At 43.6% G+C, this 25,283-nt stretch carries 24 protein-coding genes; 13 read left to right on the top strand and 11 right to left on the bottom strand.

Going from position 1 to position 25,283, the window contains the following annotated elements:
• Positions 1-264 precede the first annotated feature (264 nt).
• Complete coding sequence (curA, locus tag AC5JM2_RS22380) at positions 265-1,284, bottom strand: NADPH-dependent curcumin/dihydrocurcumin reductase (protein ID WP_495837025.1); 1,020 nt, start codon at positions 1,282-1,284, stop codon at positions 265-267.
• Between the two features lie 340 nt (positions 1,285-1,624).
• On the opposite strand from curA, the gene AC5JM2_RS22375 reads away from it, so the two are divergent.
• From AC5JM2_RS22375 to AC5JM2_RS22365, 3 genes are all read left to right on the top strand, one after another.
• On the top strand, positions 1,625-2,515 hold the full coding sequence (locus AC5JM2_RS22375; RefSeq protein ID WP_495837024.1) for a helix-turn-helix domain-containing protein: 891 nt from the start codon (positions 1,625-1,627) through the stop codon (positions 2,513-2,515).
• An 89-nt stretch (positions 2,516-2,604) separates the two neighbouring features.
• Positions 2,605-3,285 (top strand): O-methyltransferase, encoded by a 681-nt coding sequence (locus AC5JM2_RS22370; RefSeq protein ID WP_495837023.1) that lies wholly within the window; start codon positions 2,605-2,607, stop codon positions 3,283-3,285.
• Positions 3,286-3,728: 443 nt separating this feature from the next.
• On the top strand, positions 3,729-4,346 hold the full coding sequence (locus AC5JM2_RS22365) for a flavin reductase family protein (RefSeq protein ID WP_495837022.1): 618 nt from the start codon (positions 3,729-3,731) through the stop codon (positions 4,344-4,346).
• Positions 4,347-4,404: 58 nt separating this feature from the next.
• Here AC5JM2_RS22365 and AC5JM2_RS22360 read toward each other — a convergent pair whose 3' ends face one another.
• Complete coding sequence (locus AC5JM2_RS22360; RefSeq protein ID WP_495837021.1) at positions 4,405-5,100, bottom strand: 2,3-bisphosphoglycerate-dependent phosphoglycerate mutase; 696 nt, start codon at positions 5,098-5,100, stop codon at positions 4,405-4,407.
• Positions 5,101-5,491: 391 nt separating this feature from the next.
• On the opposite strand from AC5JM2_RS22360, the gene AC5JM2_RS22355 reads away from it, so the two are divergent.
• The 4 genes from AC5JM2_RS22355 to AC5JM2_RS22340 all read left to right on the top strand — a co-directional run bounded on the left by AC5JM2_RS22355 (position 5,492) and on the right by AC5JM2_RS22340 (position 9,665).
• Positions 5,492-5,956 (top strand): YbhB/YbcL family Raf kinase inhibitor-like protein, encoded by a 465-nt coding sequence (locus tag AC5JM2_RS22355; RefSeq protein ID WP_495837020.1) that lies wholly within the window; start codon positions 5,492-5,494, stop codon positions 5,954-5,956.
• 213 nt (positions 5,957-6,169) lie between these two features.
• Positions 6,170-7,132, top strand: coding sequence for an aldo/keto reductase (locus AC5JM2_RS22350; RefSeq protein ID WP_495837019.1), 963 nt, complete (start codon positions 6,170-6,172; stop codon positions 7,130-7,132).
• Between the two features lie 315 nt (positions 7,133-7,447).
• Positions 7,448-7,837: a zinc ribbon domain-containing protein gene (locus tag AC5JM2_RS22345; RefSeq protein ID WP_495837018.1), complete on the top strand. Its 390-nt coding sequence runs from the start codon at positions 7,448-7,450 to the stop codon at positions 7,835-7,837.
• 319 nt (positions 7,838-8,156) lie between these two features.
• On the top strand, positions 8,157-9,665 hold the full coding sequence (locus tag AC5JM2_RS22340; protein WP_495837017.1) for a UbiD family decarboxylase: 1,509 nt from the start codon (positions 8,157-8,159) through the stop codon (positions 9,663-9,665).
• 218 nt (positions 9,666-9,883) lie between these two features.
• Here AC5JM2_RS22340 and AC5JM2_RS22335 read toward each other — a convergent pair whose 3' ends face one another.
• The 4 genes from AC5JM2_RS22335 to AC5JM2_RS22320 form a co-directional block, all read right to left on the bottom strand.
• Positions 9,884-10,081, bottom strand: coding sequence for a DUF2811 domain-containing protein (locus AC5JM2_RS22335; RefSeq protein ID WP_210619654.1), 198 nt, complete (start codon positions 10,079-10,081; stop codon positions 9,884-9,886).
• Between the two features lie 24 nt (positions 10,082-10,105).
• Positions 10,106-10,318 carry a hypothetical protein gene (locus AC5JM2_RS22330; RefSeq protein ID WP_495837016.1) on the bottom strand — a complete coding sequence of 71 codons (213 nt, stop codon included), beginning with the start codon at positions 10,316-10,318 and terminating at the stop codon, positions 10,106-10,108.
• A gap of 817 nt (positions 10,319-11,135) precedes the next feature.
• On the bottom strand, positions 11,136-11,786 hold the full coding sequence (hisIE, locus tag AC5JM2_RS22325; protein ID WP_495837015.1) for a bifunctional phosphoribosyl-AMP cyclohydrolase/phosphoribosyl-ATP diphosphatase HisIE: 651 nt from the start codon (positions 11,784-11,786) through the stop codon (positions 11,136-11,138).
• A 103-nt stretch (positions 11,787-11,889) separates the two neighbouring features.
• Positions 11,890-12,075, bottom strand: a complete 186-nt coding sequence (locus tag AC5JM2_RS22320) for a ChaB family protein (RefSeq protein ID WP_495837014.1) — start codon at positions 12,073-12,075, stop codon at positions 11,890-11,892.
• A gap of 117 nt (positions 12,076-12,192) precedes the next feature.
• Here AC5JM2_RS22320 and hemL point away from each other — a divergent pair, with 117 nt between their 5' ends.
• Complete coding sequence (hemL, locus tag AC5JM2_RS22315) at positions 12,193-13,491, top strand: glutamate-1-semialdehyde 2,1-aminomutase (protein ID WP_495837013.1); 1,299 nt, start codon at positions 12,193-12,195, stop codon at positions 13,489-13,491.
• An 84-nt stretch (positions 13,492-13,575) separates the two neighbouring features.
• On the opposite strand, the gene AC5JM2_RS22310 is transcribed toward hemL, so the two are convergent.
• The 4 genes from AC5JM2_RS22310 to AC5JM2_RS22295 form a co-directional block, all read right to left on the bottom strand.
• Entirely contained in the window at positions 13,576-13,737 is a 162-nt protein-coding gene (locus tag AC5JM2_RS22310; protein WP_169265613.1) for a metallothionein, read from the bottom strand.
• Between the two features lie 197 nt (positions 13,738-13,934).
• Positions 13,935-15,020, bottom strand: a complete 1,086-nt coding sequence (recA, locus tag AC5JM2_RS22305) for a recombinase RecA (RefSeq protein ID WP_210619642.1) — start codon at positions 15,018-15,020, stop codon at positions 13,935-13,937.
• A gap of 528 nt (positions 15,021-15,548) precedes the next feature.
• On the bottom strand, positions 15,549-16,556 hold the full coding sequence (locus AC5JM2_RS22300; RefSeq protein WP_495837012.1) for a glycosyltransferase family 2 protein: 1,008 nt from the start codon (positions 16,554-16,556) through the stop codon (positions 15,549-15,551).
• Between the two features lie 13 nt (positions 16,557-16,569).
• Entirely contained in the window at positions 16,570-17,274 is a 705-nt protein-coding gene (locus tag AC5JM2_RS22295; protein ID WP_495837011.1) for a C40 family peptidase, read from the bottom strand.
• A gap of 13 nt (positions 17,275-17,287) precedes the next feature.
• Here AC5JM2_RS22295 and AC5JM2_RS22290 point away from each other — a divergent pair, with 13 nt between their 5' ends.
• The 3 genes from AC5JM2_RS22290 to AC5JM2_RS22280 all read left to right on the top strand — a co-directional run bounded on the left by AC5JM2_RS22290 (position 17,288) and on the right by AC5JM2_RS22280 (position 19,477).
• The gene (locus AC5JM2_RS22290) at positions 17,288-18,232 is read left to right on the top strand and encodes a serine hydrolase (RefSeq protein WP_495837010.1); all 945 of its coding nucleotides are present in this window, start codon (positions 17,288-17,290) and stop codon (positions 18,230-18,232) included.
• A gap of 150 nt (positions 18,233-18,382) precedes the next feature.
• Positions 18,383-19,174 carry a YdcF family protein gene (locus AC5JM2_RS22285; protein ID WP_495837009.1) on the top strand — a complete coding sequence of 264 codons (792 nt, stop codon included), beginning with the start codon at positions 18,383-18,385 and terminating at the stop codon, positions 19,172-19,174.
• A 78-nt stretch (positions 19,175-19,252) separates the two neighbouring features.
• Positions 19,253-19,477 (top strand): hypothetical protein, encoded by a 225-nt coding sequence (locus AC5JM2_RS22280; RefSeq protein ID WP_495837085.1) that lies wholly within the window; start codon positions 19,253-19,255, stop codon positions 19,475-19,477.
• A 143-nt stretch (positions 19,478-19,620) separates the two neighbouring features.
• On the opposite strand, the gene AC5JM2_RS22275 is transcribed toward AC5JM2_RS22280, so the two are convergent.
• Entirely contained in the window at positions 19,621-19,890 is a 270-nt protein-coding gene (locus AC5JM2_RS22275) for a ferredoxin-thioredoxin reductase variable chain (protein WP_495837008.1), read from the bottom strand.
• A gap of 1,125 nt (positions 19,891-21,015) precedes the next feature.
• Between AC5JM2_RS22275 and AC5JM2_RS22270 the strand changes: the two genes are divergently transcribed.
• Positions 21,016-21,834 (top strand): type 1 glutamine amidotransferase, encoded by an 819-nt coding sequence (locus AC5JM2_RS22270; protein ID WP_495837007.1) that lies wholly within the window; start codon positions 21,016-21,018, stop codon positions 21,832-21,834.
• Between the two features lie 482 nt (positions 21,835-22,316).
• Entirely contained in the window at positions 22,317-25,082 is a 2,766-nt protein-coding gene (locus tag AC5JM2_RS22265) for a CHAT domain-containing protein (protein ID WP_495837006.1), read from the top strand.
• Positions 25,083-25,283: the final 201 nt, after the last annotated feature.

Genomic DNA, 25,283 nt, shown 5'->3' with positions numbered 1-25,283 from the left:
ATCTACATCTTTAAAGTTGTAACTGTAGCTCGAATGGTAGAAAAAATATCATAGTAAAATATCTGTCTACAGGTTGAAGTTAGCCCTAGGACGGAGTAAGCGTCTATTAATTCGGCTTACTTAAAGGCTTGTGAACTACCTACACTGTACCCTGAGCGAAGTCGAAGGGTACAGTGTAGGCTTCCCAATTCATCAGGAGCCGCTATAGTGTCGGGCTTACGGCGAAGAAGCTAAAATTGCTTGTAGCTCGTTGATTAGGTATGCTTATTGTGTCGGATCATCACTGACCTTGACAATAAGTTTGCCAAAGTTTTTCCCCTGTAGTAAACCGATGAAGGCGTCAGAGGCGTTTTCCAGACCCTCTACAATGTCTTCTTTATACTTGAGCTTACCTTCGCGCAACCATTGAGAAACATCGTTTAAGAACTCTGCTTGACGGTTTTGGTAATCAACAACAAGAAAACCTTTGATTAAAGCACGTTTAATCAACAAGGGCATCAAATTAGGGCCAGGGGGAGGGTTTTCTGCGTTATATTGTGAAATTAAACCAACTAATGGTATTCTTGCCCCAAGATTAATCTGCTGCAACACAGCTTCTAAAATTGGACCAGCCGTATTGTCAAAGTAAACATCAATACCATTAGGACAAGCATCTTTAAGTGCAAAACTCAGTTCTTGAGTTTTGCGATTAATACAAGCATCAAAACCCAATTCTTTCACCGCATAATCGCATTTCGCATCACTCCCAGCCACTCCCACTGCCCGACAGCCTTTTATTTTGGCTATTTGACCGACTATAGAACCGACTGCACCAGAAGCAGCAGAAACAACAACCGTTTCCCCAGCCTTGGGTTGCCCAACATTAAGCAGAGCAAAATACGCAGTCATTCCGGGCATACCAGTTACGCTCAAAGCATAGGATATGGGAGCTTGATTTGGGTCAAGCTTACGCAAAGTTTCGCCTTTCGATACGCCATAGGCTTGCCAGCCATCATAACCAAGTACAAAATCTCCGGCTGAAAATTGGGGATGGTTAGATTTCAGCACTTGGCTAACTGTGCCACCGACCATCACCGAACCCAATTCTACCGGGGCAGCATAAGATTCGCGATCGCTCATTCGACCGCGCATATAGGGGTCGAGGGACAGGTAGATCGTACGGTTGAGAACTTCGCCTTCCCCTGGTTCTGGTATTGGGGTTTCGACTAGGGCGAAATCACTCTCTTTTGGTTCTTCAACTGGGCGGGTTTTAAGTAAAATTTGTTGGTTAGTTGAACTAGTCATTCGTTCTTCGGGGCCTGTTTGCTTGATTTTCTTCACTTGATAGCACAACTTGCCGCCAGTTCTTCTTCAATCTTCGTATCTATTGTTGATTTGGAAATAGCCTGTGGCGATAAGCCGGAGGCTTGACGCTACGCGTATCGCCATTATTGCTACCTAATATCTGCACTTTAAAGGTACTGATCTGGGTGATAATCAAGAAGCAAGTATGAATATTTTTACTGCAACTCTTTCTTTTTAAAATTATAAAATTTTTGCAACTCTTATCAAAGATTCTCAACTGTCAAAAGTTGGTAAATTTGTTATATTCCTTGTCTCGCAGGACAGTCGTGTTCTAAGCACAATGGTATATGAAAAATCGTTAGTCTTTAAATCCGCTTCGGAAGACGCTTTTCGCTTTTCCAGTGAACCCACGCTTTCCAGTGCATCTGTTGGTTGGCAAAATATTCGGGTGGCATATTACTGTCAACCTCCTGGTGAAGTTTCAGAGCATCAGGATGCTGAACACGAAATTTGCATCCTACACTCTCAGCAAAATCAAGCAATTAAGTGGACGATTGATGGACACTATCAGCTGGGGCAGATTGCCAAAGGTGAGATTACAATTATCCCAGCAAATGCCTCTCACAGTTTGTCCTGGAATTTTGACATACAATCCACAATCCTCTGCCTTGATCCTGGCTTTGTTAGCCGCATTGCCTACGAGTCTATCTCTCCAGAGACAATAGAGCTGGTGCCAGTTTTTGCGCAACCGGATACATTGATTTGTCAAATTGGAGCAGCACTGAAATCAGTGTTAGAAACAGGTGGAGTTTACAGCCGTTTATATGCTGATTCAGCCGCAACCCTGCTAGCAGCACACCTTCTGCAACATTATTCTGTCAGGAAATGCTCGATTCGCAGTTATAAAGGTGGACTGCCAAACTACAAACTGCGCCAAGCGATCGCCTACATTCACGATCATCTTAACCAGAACTTGAGCCTGAGCGCGATCGCCGCCGAAGTCAGCATGAGCCAATACCACTTCTCACGCTTATTTAAGCAGTCGATGGGAACTTCAGTTCACCAGTACGTGATTCAATGTCGGGTGGAGTGTGCCAAGCAATTGCTGTTAGATCGTGACTTAAGCGTTACTGAAGTCGCTTTTCAGGTTGGGTTTTCCAATTCTAGTCATCTGAGCCACCACTTTAAGCGGGTTGTTGGTGTCACTCCTAAAATCTTTCTCAACCAGTAGCAAGAATCTGTTGAAACCAGCAAGAATCTAGGCGACATTTAGTCTTCTAACTTTTTATAGTCAAAGTAATCATGCATTAAATAAATAAAATGGCAACTACAAAAACGACAAACTCAACTTTGCTGCTTCCAAACGTACAATCTGTACTCGAACGATTACATGAGCTGGCTGATACACGTGATAAGGTTATCCGCCAGCAAATGTTAGCGAGTGGGGCTGATTTGAAATCCACAAGTTCAGAAGAGAAAGCGACGATGCTCCAAGAAGTGTTGATGCCAATTTCAAGAGATGTTGGCAGATTCTTTTACGGAGTAGCCCGTTCCATCTCGGCTCAACGAATTGTGGAATTTGGTACATCTTATGGTGTCTCTACTATCTACTTTGCGGCAGCTCTTTGCGATCTTGGTGGTGGGTTAATTATCGGTTCTGAACTTGAGCGCAGCAAAGTTGCTAAAGCAACGGAGCATCTCAAAGAAGCTGGCTTATCACAGTATGTTGAAATTCGTGTGGGCGATGCACTTCAAACACTGCGTGATCCTGGCGGCGCGATTGACTTACTTTTTCTTGATGGTTGGAAAGATCTGTATCTAGATGTTTTGCAGCTTTTATTGGATAAACTTCACCCCGGTTCTGTCGTGCTAGCAGACAATATAGAGATGGTTCAAGCGGGAGTCACGCCTTACTTAGATTATGTCCGTAATCCCGCTAATGGGTTTGTTTCAGTTGAGCTTGCGTTCAGTAATGGACTCGAATACTCGGTCAAGCTGTAACAACTTGCCAGAAAACAAGTGCAATTTAGCTAAGAAATATTCGTGCCGCATGCCTGCATGCAAACTTAATTGTCGCCACGGCAACCAGAACAATCTGATGATCAGCGCTGCAATCCTTAGCGTGCGGGGCGATTGACGAGGAACGATAACCACCTGGAACACATCAAGCGACACAATGACAATGATTAATATACCGACGCTCGCCTCACATATCGCCATCATCTGATTACTTTAGTTGGAGTTGATTTCTAGCTAAAAGAGTACCGCCAATGGTTCAACTTTTACATCGGAAGTGAGCGCGTGCTATTACTTTTTAAACCATGTTTACAAGCGCTTTTCTTGCACCTCTAGACATAAACCGAGAACGATATCGTCGAGTCTAGGCGATAAAGAAACTGAAGCAAACTAATTTAAGATGGAATTTTAGAGAAGAGCGATCACCTATGTTGTCATTTGTGCCGCAGGAGATGAAAGACCCTGCTCCTTACCATCTGTTGACGAGTATCGTTGCTCCTCGCCCAATTGCCTGGGTATCGACGATCAGTGCCTCTGGAATCTCCAATCTGGCTCCGTATTCGTTTTTCAATGCCGTAGCAGGCTTTCCACCAACTATTATGTTCTCCGTAGCATACCGTAGACATGAGCCAAAAGAAAAAGACACGCTACGCAATATTCAAGAAATTGATCAATTTGTCTGTCATGTAGTGGATGAAACACTGGCTCAAGCAATGGCTCAAACAGGATCGGAATTTCCCTATGGAGTCAGTGAGTTTGAAATGGCAAATTTAAAAGCCATTCCTTCTGTTGATGTCCGACCATTGGGGATTGAAGGCTCACCTGTGGCAATGGAGTGTAAAGTGACACAAACTGTTCGAGTCGAAGGAACGAATAATGTGATGGTACTAGGTCGAGTGTTGCGATTTCATGTGCGTGAAGATTTGTACCGCCAAGATGTAGGGTTAGTGGATACTGTGCGGATGCAGCCGATTACGCGCTTAGGCGGACCAGTTGAGTATACGAAGATTGGGGAACGGTTTGAGATGGCAACACCAAAGGTTTGACGGGATGTTTATTCACATTTGAGCAGTTGCAGAGTAAAATAACATCCCCCTGCCTTCTTCAATTCAGGACTATCTTCTCAGTGACTTTCCCATCCTCGTCAATGTCATAAACAATCGGGACACCAGTCGCCAGTTCGAGGTTTTCAACCTCCTGTTGGCTAAGGTGATCGAGATACATAATGATTGATCGCAATGAGTTGCCATGAGCACAAACTAGGACACTATCCCCTTGCTTGAGGTAGGGCAAAATCGGATTTTGGAAAAATGGAATCGTTCTAGTAGCAGTGTCCTCCAAGCTCTCTCCCCCGGGTGGTCGAACGGAAAAAGATCGCCGCCACTGATATACGATGTCTTTACCTACTTTCTGTACCATCTCAGCTTTGTTAAATCCCTGCAAGTCGCCGTAGTGGCGCTCATCAAGAGCCGGACTCATGAAAATTGGAATTTCTTCACTCTTGTCACCAGAGTAGTTATCCCAACCATGCCAGTTTGGATCATTGGGATCATGTTTGAAAACCGGACTTTTACCACCGCAAGCCCCATCACACTCAGTTAGGCAGATGGCAGCTGTTTCGAGCGCACGAACTAGCAAGCTCGTAAAACACAGATCGATCTGATAGGGACTGATTTTCTTTGCTCCCTGCATCGCCTCTTGGCGACCAACATGATTTAGTGGTATATCCACCCAACCACTGAATCGGTTACTTGCATTCCAGGTACTTTGACCGTGACGAACCAAAATCAGTTTTGCCATTTTTCTTACTTCAAGTTTTTAACCAAGCTTACGGTTTTTTGCACGATTTAATTGGCATAACCTCATTTATTATCATCCTAAAGTCACGCCGGAAGCAGATAGCCCCGAAGCAGAGTTTCAAGAAATAAAATGAATTGAAACTCTGCGTTATTTATATCGGGGTAGAATGCCGGCACGACTGATTTATCAGTCGTGTGCCAGGTTTGTGTAATCGCGATTTCTAATCGCCTGGGTTAAAAGGGGGTTATAAAAGCGGATTTGGTCTAACTGCTTCAAACCCCTCTATTGGATGATGTTCTGAACAACAGATGAAATCCACCATTAATATGGACACCTAGACGCTCTGCTGTTGGTGCCAATTTAATATTGTTGTATGAGAAGGAAATTCCCAATGGGTCTGAACATTAAGGATCTGCGGATTGTCAGTCCTGCATTTTCCCCCCTCGAACATATCCCTAAGCGCTACACCAGTGAAGGCGAAAATATCTCACCTCCAATAGAGTGGAGTGGACTGCCGTCGGGAACCCAGCAACTGGTATTGATTTGTCATGATCCAGATGCGCCGCTACCTGATGGTTTCACTCATTGGACAATCTACGGTATTGCGCCAAACGTCCATGAAATTGCTGAAGCAGGCGGTAGCAAATTTACAGAAGGCATAAATAGTTCTAATCAGCCAGGATACACTGGTCCTGCTCCACCAGCAGGGCATGGACCTCACCATTATTATTTCTGGCTGTACGCCTTGGACAAGGAACTCGACCTCAAACCGGGTTTGAAGCGTGAGCAACTGCTTGAGGCGATCGCCGATCATATCATTGAGCAGGCACGGCTGGTTGGGATTTATGAACGCTGAGCATTAAGTCAAAAGTGGAAAACCTCATATAACTAGGACTTACGCACGAGTTAAGAAAGAACAAGACTGTGAGATTGCTTCCTGACGTCGTAACGGGTGCAAATACCTTTGCCTTGCGTAAGTGCCGATAACAATACTTTTGTCCCTTGGCTGTATATCAACAAGAGGATTTTGGAAACTTTTCCCTGTGTTTGAATTGGAGACTAGAGATAAATGTCAGCAAGTATGTCAAATTCAGAAATGCTATACCGAGTTCTCGGCAGTACAGAAGAAAGGGTTTCCGCGATTGGGCTGGGTGGTTGGCACATCGGCTTGAAGTACGTTGACGAGCAACTGGGCATCCGGATTGTTCGCACAGCGATTGACCGTGGAATCACCTTTATGGATAATAGTTGGGATTACAATGAGGGAGTCAGCGAAATTCGCATGGGGAAAGCGCTGCGCGATGGCTACCGAGACAAAGTCTTCTTGATGACAAAAATCGACGGTCGATCCAAAAAAGAAGCAGCAAAACAGATAGACGAATCCCTTCAACGTCTGCAAGTTGATTGCATTGATCTTGTTCAGCACCACGAAATCATCAGGTACGAAGATCCGCATCGAGTTTTTGATGAACAAGGGGCGAATGCCGCCTTTATTGAGGCGCAGAAAGCTGGTAAACTTAAATACATTGGCTTTACCGGGCACAAAGACCCTCAGATTCATTTGCACATGCTGGAAGTTGCAGCTGCTCAGGGATTTAAATTTGATGCGGTTCAGATGCCCCTGAATGTGATGGATGCTCACTATCGAAGCTTTGCGAAACTGGTTGTACCAGAACTAGTCAAACAAAACATTGGCGTTCTGGGTATGAAAACTATGGCAAACGGTATTCTTTTACGCTCAAAAACTGTAACGCCAATTGAGTGTCTACACTATGCTTTGAATCTGCCCACATCGGTTGTGATTACCGGAATCGACAGTATGGAGATTCTCGATCAAGCGTTTGAAGCTGTGCGGACATTCCAGCCAATGAATGATCAGCAGGTACAATCTTTATTAGCAAAAACGGCAGAGGCAGCATCACGCGGCGAGTTTGAGCCATTCAAAACCTCATCAATTTTCGATAGCACTGCTCAGAATCCAGATTGGCTTGGGCAGGAACCACAGCGCCTTCAGCAATTAATGCCAACGTAATTCGAGAAAGCATCCCAATCGATGAAACAAGACAAGTAGTGGGAGTATCTCACTGCCAAATTTGAACAAAAGCGGGCTTCTAGAACACCGATTCACTAATCCCAAAAACCCGGTTTATGTTACTGGAAAGACCGAAATTTCGTTTACTCAACAAGAAGAAACCGGGTTTTTTAGTCACAATTATGAATACTGAATCGGTGTTCTAGCCCGCACTATAAAACACCAAAAAATTAAATTTTTGGGATACTTGCTAATTTGTTATTAGCAGGAAGGAAGTGAAAATTCAATAATAATACTGAATTTTAATTGTATATTTTGTATAAAAATAATAAGTCGCGATGGTGCGGAGCACCCGCCTTCGGCGATAAGCGTTTGCGTAGCGCGCCCTATGCCTGCGGCACGGCTACGCCTATCGGCGCTAGCTTGCTGCCAAAGGCAGATCGCATTAACGGTTGCGTTCACCAACAGCATCTCGAACGTAGCACCAATGTCTTGGGATGTCCAGGCTGTAATAGCGATGTTGCTCCGACTGACTATAATATAAGTTCTAAAAAGTGCTCTAGATGCAGTCACATCCAGCCAATGAAGCTTTCAGAACGAGTATTTCAATGCCAAAATCCTCAATGTGGGCACATTCAAGACCGTGACGAGAACGCAGCAGCAAATCTTGAATTCGCCCCTGATGACAAAGTACGGCTGGCTTAGCCAGAACTTAACGCCTGTGGACAAGAAGAGCCAGCGCCCTTCGGGGAGAACCTCCGGTTCCGCTGCGCTAACGCAGTCGCCTACGGAGGGAGACCCTCCTGCAGCGCTGTCTCACCGTGCGGGGGTTCCCCCCGTTGAGGCGACTGGCGTGGAGCCGACTCCCTTGAGTGAAGCACGAAAAAATCGCTAAATGAGGTTTAACCAAGTTTAGGTAAGTATTTTGAAGCAGTTATGCCAGTCAATACTCCAACTTGCCCTGGCTGTCATAAATAATATAAGAGAACGCTTCACACTTCTTAAATATTTATTTTTTGGAACAATGGCAAGAGATTTACGGGGATTTATCAAACTTCTGGAAGAAAGAGGACAATTACGGCGAATTTGCGCCCTGGTTGACTCAGATTTAGAAATTGCTGAAATTTCTAACCGGATGCTGCAAAAAGGTGGTCCTGGACTCCTATTTGAAAATGTCAAAGACGCTTCTTTCCCTGTGGCGGTAAATTTGCTGGGTACAGTGGAACGGATATGCTGGGCAATGAATATGCAGCATCCACAGCAGTTGGAAGAATTAGGGAAAAAGTTGGCAATGCTGCAACAACCAAAACCACCCAAGAAGATTTCTCAGGCGGTGGAGTTTGGTAAAGTGCTGTTCGATGTGCTGAAGGCGAAACCAGGACGAGATTTTTTCCCTGCTTGTCAGCAAGTGGTGATTCAAGGTGATGAGTTGGATTTTGAAAAGTTGCCTTTGATACGCCCTTATCCTGGTGATGCAGGCAAGATTATTACGCTGGGACTCGTTATTACTAAGGACTGTGAAACAGGCACACCGAATGTGGGTGTGTATCGCCTGCAATTACAATCAAAAAATACGATGACTGTTCACTGGTTATCGGTGCGGGGTGGGGCAAGGCATTTACGCAAAGCAGCAGAACGTGGGAAAAAATTAGAAGTGGCGATCGCCCTGGGCGTAGATCCCCTCATAATCATGGCAGCTGCCACACCGATACCTGTAGACTTATCAGAATGGTTGTTTGCCGGACTTTACGGCGGTTCAGGCGTACAGTTGGCAAAATGTAAAACGGTAGATTTGCAAGTCCCAGCAGATTCAGAATTTGTTTTAGAAGGGACAATTACACCAGGCGAAATTTTGCCAGATGGTCCGTTTGGTGACCACATGGGTTATTATGGCGGCGTGGAAGATTCGCCCCTGATTCGCTTCCAATGTATGACGCACCGCAAAGACCCGATTTATTTAACCACATTTAGCGGACGTCCACCGAAAGAAGAAGCGATGATGGCGATCGCACTCAACCGCATCTACACCCCGATTTTGCGACAACAAGTTTCAGAAATTGTCGATTTCTTCTTGCCAATGGAAGCTTTGAGTTACAAAGCGGCGATTATATCTATAGATAAATCATATCCAGGACAAGCGCGACGGGCAGCTCTTGCTTTTTGGAGTGCTTTGCCACAGTTCACCTACACCAAATTTGTGATTGTCGTAGATAAAGATATTAATATCCGAGATCCGCGTCAGGTGGTATGGGCAATTAGTTCCAAAGTGGATCCCACACGAGATGTGTTTATTTTGCCCAATACGCCGTTTGATAGTTTGGATTTTGCCAGCGAGAAGATTGGTTTAGGAGGAAGAATGGGAATTGATGCAACAACCAAGATTCCCCCGGAAATCGACCATGAATGGGGTGCGCCTTTGGAGTCAGATCCAGAAGTAGCAGCGATGGTTGAGAGGCGTTGGGCGGAGTATGGTTTAGGTGATTTGCAGTTGGGAGAAGTCGATCCGAATTTGTTTGGTTACGACGTCAGGTAGTACCTGCCTTACATCCCCAGCCTGTGGAAGGATGGGGAATTACGGCAAAAGGTTAAAGCTTTGGTTTTCTACTGCAAACTAAGCCTTTATTAGCACTTGTCGGACTCAAAAAAAGGCGTTGTTTCCTTATAAACAGTGTGCCAGATATCACAAAACAATTTATGGTTCATCAATTGCAAGTCTAACTGAAAGCCCTGATGCAGAGAATAGATTTCTACTTAGCAGTGATGAAACAAAGTTTCCAGATAAACCCGTGCAGCACGGCGATCGCTATCTCCATTTTGAAGTAAAAACAAGGACAATGCTGCTGTCAAGACACGGTTTTGATCCCAGTCTGGATGTGTTTCCAAGTAGTTTTTCAGCGATTCATCAAGTGTTTCAGGGATTTCTGTAAAGATGCTAACTCTTGGATTCATAAGATTCGTCTCCTTTAAAGTTCTCTAATAGGGGTAACTTGCTTCTAGTAAGCCATAGTGCATTTTCTTGACAAAACGCGGGACTTCCTTGACAGTTTGGCGGGTTCTAATACGAGGATTATTGCGATTATTCTCAATCAATCGCCAAACTGGGCAAAGTTTACTCGTTAGACAAGTAGATTTTTTAATGGTTGTCCAGTTTTGTCGAGACTTTGCCCAACCCTGATCCTGTCCCATAATATGTAGCAAAAGTTTAGGTAGATTTACACAGCAGTTTAACGGACTAAAAAAGCAAGTCGCATCATTTTGCGTTAAAAGGGGGTGGGTTTGTCAATGCTGCGAAACGTTACGCAGAAATTTTTAAGAAATAAATCTTTACGAAAAAAGCAGGTTTCCCACTATTTTTGTTTACATAACTTAATAGTAACTCGGTAGTATTAGATGCTCACTCGCAACACAAAGAAATCCACAGTAAAAAAGTAAAAGCTTGTCACATAACCAATCAACTGTGGAAAACTCCGCAAGTGGCTGTGGAAAGTCTGTGGAATCAGTGAGGAAAATTCCACTCAATGATAAGAATTACAAAAAATCTGAATTTGAACTGTAATGAACTGTAGTACAGGGGGATGAAACGACAAAATTAATTTCAAAACTCTTTTTTAGTACACATGTACTTTTTGTAGCGGTTCAACAGGCTTTGTGCTGTTCGGAGTTCAAAATAGACTCTACAGACACGCACTTTACAAACAGGACTTACGCAAAAATAATGTAATTCTGTCATTGCGATCGTTAGCGCAGCGTGCCGTTAGGCATAGGGAAGCAATCGCAAAGCCTTATTTTTCGTTAGTGCGTAAGTCCTAACAAAATTCAAAAAGCTTTCTTTTGTTTCAAGGTTTTTGGTAGTTAACCACGATGTATTTTATGAACAGCCAACTGTACTGGAGAGTGCGCCTAGGAGTTATATCTACTTTTTGCCCCTAGAACGAACCCCCTGCCCTGTTGCGACCTATTTGTCTCAAACTTAAAGTTAAGGGCTTTATAAGTGTTGTACGAATCATTTCCGGCGCTGTTGCAACTTCTGATAAACCGCCTTCAAATCAACTTTATGATGAGCTAATGCCACAAGAGTGTGGTATAGTAAATCAGCAACTTCTGAAGCAATACCATCCGCATCATCATCCTTACACGCCATCACCACCTCAGCAGATTCCTCACCAATCTTCTTCAAAATCTTGTTATCGCCCCCTGCGAACAACTTACAGGTGTAAGAGTCTTCTTGCGGATGATCGCGGCGATCGCAAATTACAGCAAACAGTTGCGATAGTGTATCTCCGGGTGGCGGCACAATACTTCCATCCACTTTGTGAAAACAACTGCGCTCACCAGTGTGGCAGGCTATATCTCCTATCTGGTCTACCCCCACCAAAATTGCATCACTATCGCAGTCGTAACGAATAGTTTTCACTTTCTGGATATGCCCTGAAGTTGCTCCCTTGTGCCATAACTCCTGCCGGGAACGACTCCAAAACCAAGTCTCTCCTGTTTCCAAAGTCTTTTGTAGCGACTGTTGATTCATCCAGGCCATCATTAAAATAGTGCCATCCAAATAATCTTGGATAATTGCTGGCACTAAACCCTTTTCATCGTAGCGAATTCTTTCAACCGGGATGGCGTCGTGTGTTAAATGCAAATCGGAAGAAAACATACCAGTCGCTTTGTTTTTTCAGAAATAGTTCATGGGTTCACGATACCATTCTAAATATTGCATCTGGTATGTATTTTCTCACTCATTACCGAACTTCCACCTTTTAAACAAAGTTTTTATACATTGCCGATTGCATTTTAATTGCGCTCAATGCGACTTGGTGAGCCTTTGGTGCCTCACCGTACCAATGAACCGCCGAGTTAAAAGCAGCTCGGTACAAATCTTGGTATGGTTCAGAGAAACGAGTGCGGATATCTAAAGGCAAGTCTTGGTTGGACTTGTATAACATATTTTTACTTTCTAGGTTCAGCTATTCAACTAGGTATTTTACTAGGATATGAATTTTAGACGACATTTACTCCTATCCTAGGATAGAGCTTTTTATTAACCACTCTAGGAGATTATTTTGGTAAATACAACTATTAAAACAACAAAATCACAAGAAATCTTTGCTGCTGCCCAAAATCTTATGCCAGGGGGAGTCAGTTCTCCTGTCCGAGCTTTCAAATCCGTGGGCGGACAACCGATTGTTTTTGACCGAGTTAATGGCGCATACATTTGGGATGTGGATGGTAACCAGTACATTGACTATGTGGGAACCTGGGGACCAGCTATTTGTGGTCATGCCCATCCTGAAGTGATTGCAGCACTGCATGAAGCCTTGGAAAAAGGAACGAGCTTTGGTGCGCCCAGCGTCCTAGAAAATATACTGGCAGAAATGGTCATCGATGCCGTTCCTAGTATCGAAATGGTAAGATTTGTTAACTCCGGCACAGAAGCTTGTATGGCAGTGCTGCGTTTAATGCGGGCTTTCACTGGACGCGATAAACTCATTAAGTTCGAGGGCTGTTACCACGGTCACGCCGATATGTTCTTAGTAAAGGCTGGCTCTGGTGTCGCCACACTTGGTTTACCAGATTCTCCTGGCGTACCCAAATCGGCTACCAGCAATACCCTAACTGCTCCTTTCAATGACCTGGAAGCTGTCAAAGCCCTGTTTGAGGAAAACCGTGACCAAATTGCTGGTGTGATTCTAGAGCCAATCGTTGGCAATGCTGGGTTTATTCCCCCTGATGCGGGTTTCCTAGAAGGTCTACGAGAACTGACCCAAGAACATGGGGCATTGTTAGTGTTTGATGAGGTTATGACGGGTTTCCGAATTGCTTACGGCGGCGTACAGGAGAAGTTTGGCGTCACCCCTGATTTAACAACTTTAGGCAAAGTTATCGGTGGTGGTTTGCCAGTAGGAGCTTACGGCGGTCGTCGCGATATTATGTCAATGATTGCTCCGAATGGTCCTGTGTATCAAGCTGGGACTCTTTCTGGTAACCCCTTAGCAATGACTGCTGGAATTAAAACACTCGAATTGCTGCAAAAACCAGGTACATACGAGTATTTGGACAGTATTACGAAAAAGTTAGCCGATGGCTTGCTGCAAGTTGCCAAAGAAACAGGTCACCCAGCTTGTGGAGGTCAAATCAGTGGGATGTTTGGTCTATTCTTCACCAATGGACCTGTCCATAATTACGAGGACGCCAAAAAGTCTGATACAGGTAAATTCGGACGCTTCCACCGTGGAATGTTAGAACGAGGGATTTATCTGGCACCATCTCAATTTGAGGCAGGGTTTACTTCTATTGCCCATACCGAAGAAGATATTGAGCAGACTCTAAAAGTCGCACGAGATGTGATGTCAAACCTGTAAATTGAATACTCAGCACTGAGGAGAAAAAATTGGGGACTAGGAAAGAAAATTCCTAGTCCCCAGTCCTTAATTCTTAGTACTTTTTTAACAACCGCAGCCGCCATGACCGCAGCCTTTCATAGTCTTATGCCCTTCTGCACAGGCTTCTGAGCAGTAGTATTGATCATCTTTTTTAACGGCATTCTCTAGTGAAACAATACACAGGCAAGGTTCACAAGCACATTTCATCTGGGTTACGGTGGTCATAATTTTCTCCTAACTTGTCCTTAAATTAATTTAGCACATCTGAACATATATTCATATATACTAAATTAATTAGTTTGACAGTTGGTGTGTTGTATCGATGGAAGCAGAAAACCCCCAAAAAAAAAGGCGATCACACGGAGTGCAGATCGCCGCACCAAACGCCATATTGCTCGACTCAGCTAACACCAAGACTAGTGTTAGTCTTCTTCGAGTAACTCTAAGTCTTCTTCATCTTCTTCATCTTCACTTGTCTTGCTCACAGAGTTAGCAGAAACAACAGCTCCCATGTCTAGTTTTTCACGCACCTGCTGCTTAATTTTTTCAGTAAATTCAGGCTTGTCTTCTAGGTACTTAATGGCATTGTCTCGTCCTTGAGAGATGTTCTCACCGTTGTAGCTGTACCAAGCTCCCTTGCGAAGGAGGATACCAGTTTCTTCTGCCAAATCGACAAGACAACCCAAAGTAGAAATACCTTTACCAAAGATAATGTCAAATTCCGCGACTCTAAAAGGTGGTGCTACTTTATTCTTTGCAACTTTGACTTTCACACGGTTACCAAATTCCTCTGTACCTTTTTTCAAGGTTTGAATCCGGCGAATGTCTAAGCGTACTGAAGCATAATATTTGAGAGCGTTACCACCAGTTGTTGTTTCTGGGTTTCCGTAGCTGACACCAATTTTTTGACGCAGTTGGTTTAGAAAAATAACTGAGCAACCAGATTTACCAATATTACCAGTAATTTTACGTAAAGCTTGACTCATCAATCTCGCTTGAAGACCAACGTGAGCATCTCCCATCTCACCTTCAATTTCAGCACGGGGGACGAGCGCCGCCACTGAGTCAATAACGACAATGTCTACTGCAGCAGAACGGACAAGTTGATCAACAATTTCTAAAGCCGCTTCCCCAGTGTCAGGTTGCGAAATGAACAGATTTTCAGTGTCAACACCCAACGCTGCAGCGTAGGCGGGATCAAGGGCGTGTTCAGCATCAACGTAGGCAGCTATACCACCATTTTTTTGTATTTCCGCAACTGCGTGCAGTGCTAGTGTGGTCTTACCAGAACTTTCTGGACCATAAATCTCAATCACCCGTCCTTTGGGTAAACCGCCACCTAGCGCCAAATCCAGGGTGAGTGCCCCACTAGAAATTGTCTCTACCCGCATCCGGGTAGCGTCACCCAAGCGCATGATTGTTCCTTTGCCAAAAGTACGCTCAATTTGATTGAGTACCATGTTGAGCGCTTTTTGCTTGCCGGCATTATCTGTGGTGTTAACAGCCATTCGATCCCTCTATGTATCTCTATCTATATATTTGTGGATTTGTTTATGGATTTAGAAGTGGGGTTTGGAAGCTTTAGGAGTACCAATGTACTATTAATCTATTTAAACACACTTTATGAAGTACCCACCACCAAATCGGACTACCGACTTGGGCTACTTCCCGGCGGCATGGTGAAAAAGGGAAGTGTGACAATATCCTAACGCAAGAGTGGTCTGGTTTGGATAAGTAAAAATAACTATGTAACCTAAGTTACTAGTTATTCATTTAAGTGATTAATTTGTTTTATTCAGTGGGCGTGATAGTGATAGAAACTAGTGATTATACTGAAAATTTGGGAAGTTTTTTCTCTTATTTATGTAAGCTTGATGCTGAGGAGCTGCATGGGTACGCCCAAGGACGCCTATCGTATAAATCGACGAGTAAAAAAGCAGCCGAAATTTCATAACCCAAATTGCGGGTTATGCAGTCACAGCTGATCGCCAGAAAAATAAATTTTGTGGACTTCCAAATAAGTCAAGCCTTTGGGGCTAGACTTTTGTGACTACTTCACGCACGCGATAGATGGGGCGTCCTTGGGATTCATGGTAAGTACGCATCAGTAATTCTGCCAACAAACCGAAGCAAAACAACTGTACCCCGGTTACTAGCAAAAGAACTGCCAGAATTAGTAAAGGGCGATCGCCAATATTTTGATGAAAAGCAAATTTGACAAAGGTCAAGTAAATTCCAATCGCCCCACCTGAAGCCATTGAAACCAATCCCCACAACCCAAAAACGTGCATTGGGCGTGTAAGGAACTTTTTCATAAATAAAATTGTTAACAAATCCATCAACACTCGGAACGTCCGCCATATCCCATATTTGCTGCGACCAAAGCGACGGGCATGATGACGCACGGGCATTTCTGTAATTCTAGCTCCTTCAATATACGCTAAAGCCGGAAGAAAGCGGTGCAGTTCTCCATAAAGGTTCATATCTGCCACGAGTTCGGCGCGGTAGGCTTTGAGCGAACAACCATAGTCATGAATATACACACTCGTGGTTCGCCTAATTAACCAGTTGGCAATTTTGGAAGGAAGTAATCGATTCACAGCACCATCTTGGCGATTTTTCCGCCAACCGCTGACCAAATCGTAGCCTTCCTCCAACTTTGCTAATAGCATAGGGATATCAGCAGGGTCATTTTGAAGGTCAGCATCTAAAGTGACAATTGCTTTACCCAGTGCGTAGTTAAACCCAGCAGCCATCGCCGCAGTTTGACCATAATTGCGACGCAAAATTACGGCTTTCAAATCGTTGCGGATTTGCGCTTGTTCTCTAAGAAACTCTGCAGAACCATCTGTAGAACCATCATCTACGCAGATGATTTCATAACTCAACTCAGTTGCGGATAAAGTGAAGGCGATCGCCTCAAGCAAATGAGGCAAACTTTCCACTTCATCATGCACAGGCACCACAACCGAAACATCTGGAACAACTGAGTATATCGCCTCATTTTGTCCAGCAAGTCTATCAGAAACCAGTCCACTCCTCATATTCCTCTTTCCCTCAGCGTCTTTGTGGTTCGTAACTTCTGACCACTCTTCCTGCACCGCGCAGTTGCTGATAATATGACTGACTAACCTTCTCTCCTTGTTCCGAAAGACGGTCAATGCCAATTCCATTACGTCCTATTTCTTTGCCGGAACTGTGGATATAGCAGCCATCTTTCAAATAGAGTGCCACATGAGTCGCTTTTTGGGAAGTTCCGAAGAAAACAAGGTCACCTGGTTGTAATTTTGCGATAGAAATGGCTTGGGTGAAACCTTCCTGCTGATAGGCATCTCTGGGTATACGAATACCTACCGAGGCGAACGCCGCTTGCATCAATCCCGAACAGTCGTAATTTGGTCCTACCGTACCACCCCAGAGGTAATAATTTGGTTGTTGCATAGCTTGTTGGGTAAACCCAATCACCTCTGGCAGGTGTTTTTTTATCTGTGATTCCGAAAATCTTTTCGCTTTATAAGGTACAGTGCATGATTGTAACAAACCTAAATCGGATAGTGACAGCCATCCTGGATAGTCATCTTCGCACAAACACACCTCAACTGCACAATCTTGATAGTTTGATCCTACCCACAAATATCGCCCAGTTGCAGCTTGAGTTGCCAGTCGTTGACAACTGGGAGAATCATATATGTTCAGGTCAGCTAGGCACTGGTACTCACCTGATTTGAGAGTTTGGATTTGAGATTCTAGATTAAAGGACATTGGTGAAACAACAATGAATTTCTTCTTTAATAAAGACGATCAACTGGAAAAACTTGGGTTAGGCATTTTAGAAGCAACTTGGGCTGCATTTCCAACTTTAGCCCGCAACCAAATTGCTTTGACTTGGATTGTCTACGATCCGCCAGTACTCGTGAACACTGGTGGTGCATTAACTCCAGATGATTTTTGGAACTACCCAATTCGTGGTTTCACTTATCGCGGAGTAGAACGAATTTACCCTGCAAGTGTGGTGAAGTTGTTTTACTTGGTTGCAGTCAACGAATGGCTGCAGAAAAATATGGTTTCCACTTCTAAAGAATTGGAAAGAGCTATACGCGATATGATTGTTGATTCTAGCAATGATGCGACGAGTTTAGTTGTAGATATTTTAAGTGGAACGACTTCTGGACCAGAATTATCACCCGGACCATTTGAAACTTGGAAGCAGCAGCGTAATATTGTCAACCGCTATTTCCAATCTCTTAAGTGGTCAGATATGGAAACGATTAATGTTTGCCAAAAACCCTGGTGTGATGGACCTTACGGACGCGAACGGGCTTTTGTAGGAGAGTTGCTAGAGAATCGGAATATGGTGACAACAAATGCTACCGCCAGGTTGCTACACAGTATTATTGGTGGTGTGGCGGTGTCTAGTGGGCGATCGCAAGCCATGATGAGTTTGATCAAACGCAGTCTTAACCCGAATGACTTGCCAAAAGATGTTGAAGAAGACCAAGTGACAGGTTTTTTGGGCGGTGGACTTCCTCAAGAAGCAAAAATTTGGTCAAAAGCAGGTTGGACGAGTCAAGTCCGGCATGATGCTGCTTATATAGAGTTAAACGAAAAACGCCCTTATCTGCTTGTTGTGTTTACTGAAGGCAAAACAAATGCTAAGAACCGCGAAATTTTGCCTTTCGTCTCGAAGCTGGTGAGGGAAGCAGTTGAGGGTTTGGGTTAGTAGGACTTACGCAGAAGAGATCCACCAACAGAGTTAAAAAGGGGGCTTTTAAGATTCCCCCCTTTTCAAGGGGCGATCAAGGTTTCGGGTTTTGAGTGCGTAAGTGCTGAATTAATTAAAAACTCATAGTTCTATTGAGAAATTTGGCAAATGTTTTTATATCTCTCTAAGTTGCTACCATTATTTTTCTATCCTCTGGGACTCGCTTGCTTATGCTTATTGGTAGCATTTTTTATGTTATGGAAACGACCACGCACAGCAGCGCTTGCAATTGCATTAGCGTTGATGCTATTGCTAATTACTAGTAATGGCTGGGTTTCTCGGTTACTTGTCCAGTCTTTAGAATGGCAACATCTTCCACTGACTGAAATACCAACGGCAGAAGCTATCGTAGTTTTGGGCGGTGCGACTAAATCAGCTTTGCCACCACGACCATCGGTAGATTTAAATGAAGCAGGCGATCGCGTCATTTATGCTGCTCAACTCTACCGCCAGAAAAAAGCCCCTATAATCATTTTGAGTGGTGGTCGCATTGAATGGAAGGGAGGCGGTTCATCAGAGTCAGCGGATATGGCTACTATTCTCACCGCTATTGGTATCCCAAAAGAAGCTATTGTACAGGAACCCAATTCCCTCAATACTTATCAAAATGCGGTGAATGTCAAGGAAATTCTCAAATCTCGTGGAATTCGCCGTGTTTTGCTGGTGACTTCCGCAATTCATATGCCGCGATCGCTTCTTATCTTCCAACATCAAGGTATTGATGTTATTCCAACGCCTACTGACTTTCTCGTCACTCGCGGTGATTTGCAAGAACTGACTAGCACTCCAAAAGCAGCGTTACTAAATGTGTTACCTGATGTTGATAATTTACACCTGTTTACGTCTGCTTTGAAGGAATACGTTGGTATTCTCGCTTATCGCTTGCGCGGATGGCTGTAAGTCATAATAAATAGAGATTTGTAAAATAAGTTCGACTTACAACCTTTCAACTTTTAACTTCTAACTTAATTTGTGAATATGTCTCAAGAGTTATCGCACATTATACCTTCTCCTCAATCAGAAGTTGAGGATACATTTTCTGCATACCAAACTACTCATCAGTTTTACACAGAAGTTAAGACGCGCTCAGAGTTCAAGCAATATTGTGAAAATTATTATATGACAGCAGAGCGCAATCGTCAAGATTTAGAAAAAATGCGGGGCGAGCTAAATATCATGCAGTGGTTTCGTAAAAGTCGGTAGGCATATTCTGACGTTTCACAAGTTCTTCCTTTGGGAATAATGTAAGAGTCATTAGATATAGTAAAGTATGGCCTCCTGCTAAAAGGAGGCTACTTATTTTCAAAAATGATACTCACTAAATGCAGTCGTTGACCACAAAGAAGCTAAATAACTTCTAACTCTCCTTCACGCAAGTGAGCCTTAAATTTTTTACTAAATTGGACATAAATCGGCAAATTAGCACTAACAGGTCTACCTTGCCATTGATTAACAATACTTATCACTTCACCTTCTGTGCCTTTGATGTCAAAAGCTTGACCGCGATGCTCAGGATGATGGTAGACTATGACGGATTCTTTAACGCGGACGCGATCGCCAATTTTCATATTAGTATTTACACTTAGTTTTTGTTCCATAAGTGTCTCCACAGCCATCCCTCACTGAACTTGCTTTTTTGAAAAATAGACTGCTTGCACATTTTATTGCTGTTGGTAGTTAGTTTGCACCAGACACGCCACATTTACGCCTCTGTAGCTACTAGACAAACAAAGCCTGCCCTTGCAGGCTTTATTATTCAATGATTAGCTATAGTCCTTGCCTGCTTGTCCTCCCAATCAAGAAAGAGACAAACAGGGCTATGGCAACATCAAAGTCGCCTCGGACTTCGGCAAGAGGTCTAATCCTTATTATCTTTACTCTTGGATGTTCCCAAGGTCAACTGCTTGCTTAAGATTCTGAAATCATGACTTTATGATTTGTCGGTAACAGTGATGTCCGCCAGGGGATTATAATGTATTGGATTTTTCCGGCATTTGTCAACTTACTTAATGTTTTAGGAGTCATAAATCATTCATAACTAGGGGTGTAGGGGGATAGGGGTATAAGGGTGTAGGGGACTCCACCCTGAAGGGATGGAGTTTTAAACAAGGACACCGTGTTTTTTCGCGCCAAGGGCGAAGGTCAACTGCTTGCTTAAGATTCTGAAATCATGACTTTATGATTTGTCGGTAACAGTGATGTCCGCCAGGGGATTATAATGTATTGGATTTTTCCGGCATTTGTCAACTTACTTAATGTTTTAGGAGTCATAAATCATTCATAACTAGGGGTGTAGGGGGATAGGGGTATAAGGGTGTAGGGGACTCCACCCTGAAGGGATGGAGTTTTAAACAAGGACACCGTGTTTTTTTGCGCTAAGGGCGTCTGAAAACACATCTTTTTTTCTTTTCCCCTTTAAAGGAGAGGCTTCTAACCTATATTCACAGACGGGTTTCCCTTACACCCCTACACCCTTACACCCTTACACCCGTCCCGATAGCGTAGCGTGCCGTTAGGCATAGGGACTCGGTGAACAACAAGATTCCCGACAACTTTTGCGAAGTCGGGAATCTGATGATGCGCAATTGTCACAAATCAAATAGGATTGCTATATTTACTGTTCCCCGTTCCCTGTTCCCTGTTCCCTATCTCACTAAACCAGATTTTTATATGCACCGGATTCTCCGACTGTACTAGGGAAAAGTTATGAATTGTAGAGACGCTGCAAATAGTTATAAATTATGAGTTATCAACAGTATGAGTTAACAATTGGTTGGCTGTATCCAAAGCTGATGAGTACGTACGGTGACAGGGGTAATGTCATCTGTATAGAACGGCGAAGTCAATGGCGGGGATACAGTGTCAAAGTTTTACCATTAGATCAAAGCGCGACAGATGCTGATATTCGTTCAGTAGATGTGATTGTTGGTGGTGGTGCACAAGATCGTCAGCAAGAAATCGTCATGCGCGATTTGCAAGGTGCTAAAGCAGAAGCAATGCGCGAAAAAATTGAAAATGGGACTCCAGGTGTGTTTACCTGTGGTTCACCCCAGTTGTTGGGACATTATTATGAACCAGGTTTTGGACAGCGTATTCAAGGTTTAGGCATATTAGATCTGGTGTCAGTGCATCCTGGCGAAAATGTCCGCCGCTGTATTGGGAATTTGGTCATTGAAGTGACAGCAACTCGTCTAGCGCGGGACTTGGAAGAGATGACAGGTAGCAAAGCTTATTTGATTGGTTTTGAAAATCATGGCGGACGCACCAAGCTAGGAAAAGTGGAAGCACTCGGACGCGTGGTGCACGGTTTAGGTAACAATGGCGAGGATGGGACAGAAGGAGCATTTTATCAGAATGCGATCGCGACATATTCTCACGGTCCCCTGTTACCAAAGAATCCCTTTGTCGCTGACTGGCTGATTCAAACAGCGTTGCGGTTGAAGTATCAACAGCCTATCACTTTGCCACAGATTGATAATACCTTAGCCTTGCAAGCGCGAGAAGCGATGTTTAAGCGGTTGAAGGTTAATATTCCAAGCGTTACGGCTGCTAAAGTTTGAATTTGAAGTTTCTTGCAGGGGCTTTGTCTAGCCCATACGTGTCAACAATCACGTTCAAACACCCAATTGAGCGTCGTTGTAGATCCCCCAACCCCCTTAAAAAGGGGGCTAAGATTTTATTTCCCCCCTTTTTAAGGGGGGATTAAGGGGGGATCAAAAATCTAGATGGTACATCAAAAATGCTCAAATGCTTGCCAATAATGACTTATAGCTTAAGTTGACACCAATGGGCAAAGAACAGCCCCTACGAACATCTGTGGTTCAATTAACTGAAAATAGCTTTAATCAACCTTCCAGAAAATCCCCTACTCTCTCCATTGGTTGCAAAAAACGAAACCAAAACAAACTGAAGTAAACATTACCCATAAAATAACAATAAAATTCCCACAATTTATTGGAAGATAACTAAATAATGTATAAATAACAGGGTTCTTGTGCCGGCAGAATTCTGACTGTAACTATTCATAAGTTGAGACTTCAGTATGAACAAAAAAGACGAGTCTCGGCAGGATATCTGCTGGATTTTACTGAATTGTGCTCGTTACAGTTTAACTTTGCTGCTTGGTGCAGTTTTGTTATCAGATTCAGTGGGGGCAATATCTCATAACTCTCGCTTGACGGTAACTAATCGTTTGAAAGGTGCTAGTACACGAATAAAAAACACCTGCACTGACTCAAATAAGTTAGTGGAAACAGGCTTTGTTTGTGAAACCGACGATTTGAGTTTTTGGAGTGAGAAGAGAAATACACGCTTTATAGCGCAGCAACCAGAAACTAATTCTCAACAAGAAACTTATGATGCAGCACAAAAAGCTTTTGATGAAGGGTTTGCATTTTTCAAAGAAGGTAGCGCAGAATCATTGAGACAGGCGATTAGAAAATTTGAAGTAGTTTTGCAATTATGGCAGAAAGTGGGGGATAAAGGAAAGCAAGCTCTTACCCTCCTTGGTATGGGGAGAGTTTACTCCGATTTAGGAGAAGAACAAAAAGCACTTGAATTCTACAGCCAAGCACTTCCGTTATATCGTGCGGTGGGCGACAGGGATGGAGAAGCTACAGTACTCAATAATATTGGGCTAACTTACCACACTTTAGGAGAAAAACACAAAGTACTTGAATTTTACAACCAAGCACTACCACTGGTTCGTGCGATGGGCAACAGGTTTAAAGAAGCTACAATACTCAATAATATCGGGGGAGTTTACGACACTTTAGGAGAAAAACACAAAGCACTTGAATTTTACAACCAAGCACTTTCACTACATCGTGCGGTGGGCGACAGGGGTGGAGAAGCTAGAACACTCAATAATATCGCGAAAGTTTACTCCGCTTTAGGAGAAAAACACAAAGCACTTGAATTCCTCAACCAAGCACTTTCACTATATCGTGCGGTAGGCGACAGGGGTGGAGAAGCTGGAGTACTCAATGGTATCGGCGCAGTTTACTCTGATTACTCTGATTTAGGAGAAAAACAAAAAGCACTTGAATATTATAACCAAGCACTTCCACTGCGCCGTGCGGTGGGCGACAAGGGTGGAGAAGCTACTACCCTTGGTAACATAGCTTACCTAGAACGCAATCGAGGCAACTTAGAAGAATCCCTCAAACAAATCGAAGCCTCTATCAAAATTATCGAAGATTTACGCACGAAAGTTGTCAACCAAGACTTACGAACTTCCTACTTTGCCTCAAAGCAAGGTTATTACAAATTCTACATCGACTTGTTGATGCAGTTGCACAAAAAGAACCTATCAAAAGGGTATGATGCTCTTGCACTGCACATCAGCGAACGCTCTCGCGCCCGTGGTTTAATTGAACTATTAACCGAAGCTCGTGCTGGTATCCGCAAAGGCATTGATCCCAAACTCTTGGCAGAAGAACAGCGCTTGCAAGTGCTTGTTGATGTCAAAGCCAAAAGTCTGCAAGAGTTACCTGGTAATAAAGAAGAACAAGCAGCAGCCCTGAGAAAAGAAATTGATAACCTCCTGACTCAACAAAAAGAAGTACAAACTCAAATCCGCACCAGTAGCCCTAAATATGCAGCACTACAGTATCCCCAACCTTTGAAGTTACCCCAAATTCAGCAACAACTTGATAAAGATACCCTCTTGTTGGAATATTCCTTGGGTGAAGAACGCAGTTATCTTTGGGTTGTCACTCCCAATTCTCTCAATAGCTATGAACTCCCTGGACGTAAACAGATAGAAACACCAGCCAGGAATTTCAGAGACGACTTGCAACAACCAACAACAGGGAACTTAGCAGCCAAAACTGCAACAGAACTCAGTCAACTCATCCTCGCACCTGTGGCTGACAAGTTAGGACAAAAGCGCTTAGTCATTGTTGCTGATGGTGCTTTGCAATCGATTCCTTTTGCCGCATTAATTCAACCAGGAAAATCAGCCGCTTCTTCCAATTATCAGCCATTAATTGTCAACCATGAAATAGTCAATCTACCTTCAGCATCAACTATTGCCTTTCAAAGACAAGAACTCAAAGGACGCAAAACCGCACCCAAAACCCTCGCTATCTTAGCAGATCCTGTATTCGATGCAGATGACGATCGCCTGAGTGGCAAATCAAAGACACTTGCTTCTGAACTGGATTTGAGGAGTCAACTACAACAGTCTGCCCTTAAGCAAGTAGCAAGAAGTTTCAACCGCAACGGGTGGGGGCGACTTCCTGGTACAGGTGAAGAAGCAAAGGCAATATTGAAACTTGTACCATCATCAAATTACCTGCAAGCTTTTGATTTTGACGCTAACTACAATTGGGCAACTAACAAACAACTCTCGCAATATCGGTTCCTGCATTTTGCTACCCACGGCTTTGCAGATCCCAACAACCCAGAATTATCAGGAATTGTTCTCTCGCTTGTAGACAAAGCTGGTAAACCGATTCAAGGTTATCTGCAGTTGGGTGACATCTTCAACCTCGATTTTACCGCTGATTTAGTCGTCCTGAGTGCTTGCGAAACCGGATTAGGCAAGGATGTCAATGGTGAAGGTTTAGTAGGGTTGACAAGAGGCTTGATGTATGCGGGCGCAGAAAGAGTGGCTGTGTCTCTGTGGCGGGTGGATGACGAGGGGACATCACAATTGATGCAGGAATTTTATAAGCAAATCTTACAGCAAGGAAAGTCACCTGCTGCTGGTTTACGTGCTGCACAACTGAAACTGTGGCAAGACTCAAGATGGAATAAACCTTCATATTGGGCAGCGTTTACTTTGCAGGGCGAGTGGAGATGAGGAGTTGATTTTTTTATATGTAATTTTGACATCTTTTTATCTAAATTGCCATGTCTTGAAGTTAGGCCACAAAGACTGAAAACTTTATCTAGTAAGAGTTACAAGACTTAAAAATAACATATGAAACGAAAATTATCGAGTTATAGGTAAGATTTTCCTACCATCTCAAGGGCTATATGATAGTTAGCGAGAGCCATATGG

The sequence above is a fragment of the Brasilonema angustatum genome, from assembly GCF_059505445.1.
Note: the sequence above shows the minus strand (reverse complement) of the source record. Positions and strands in the feature narration are given on the sequence as shown.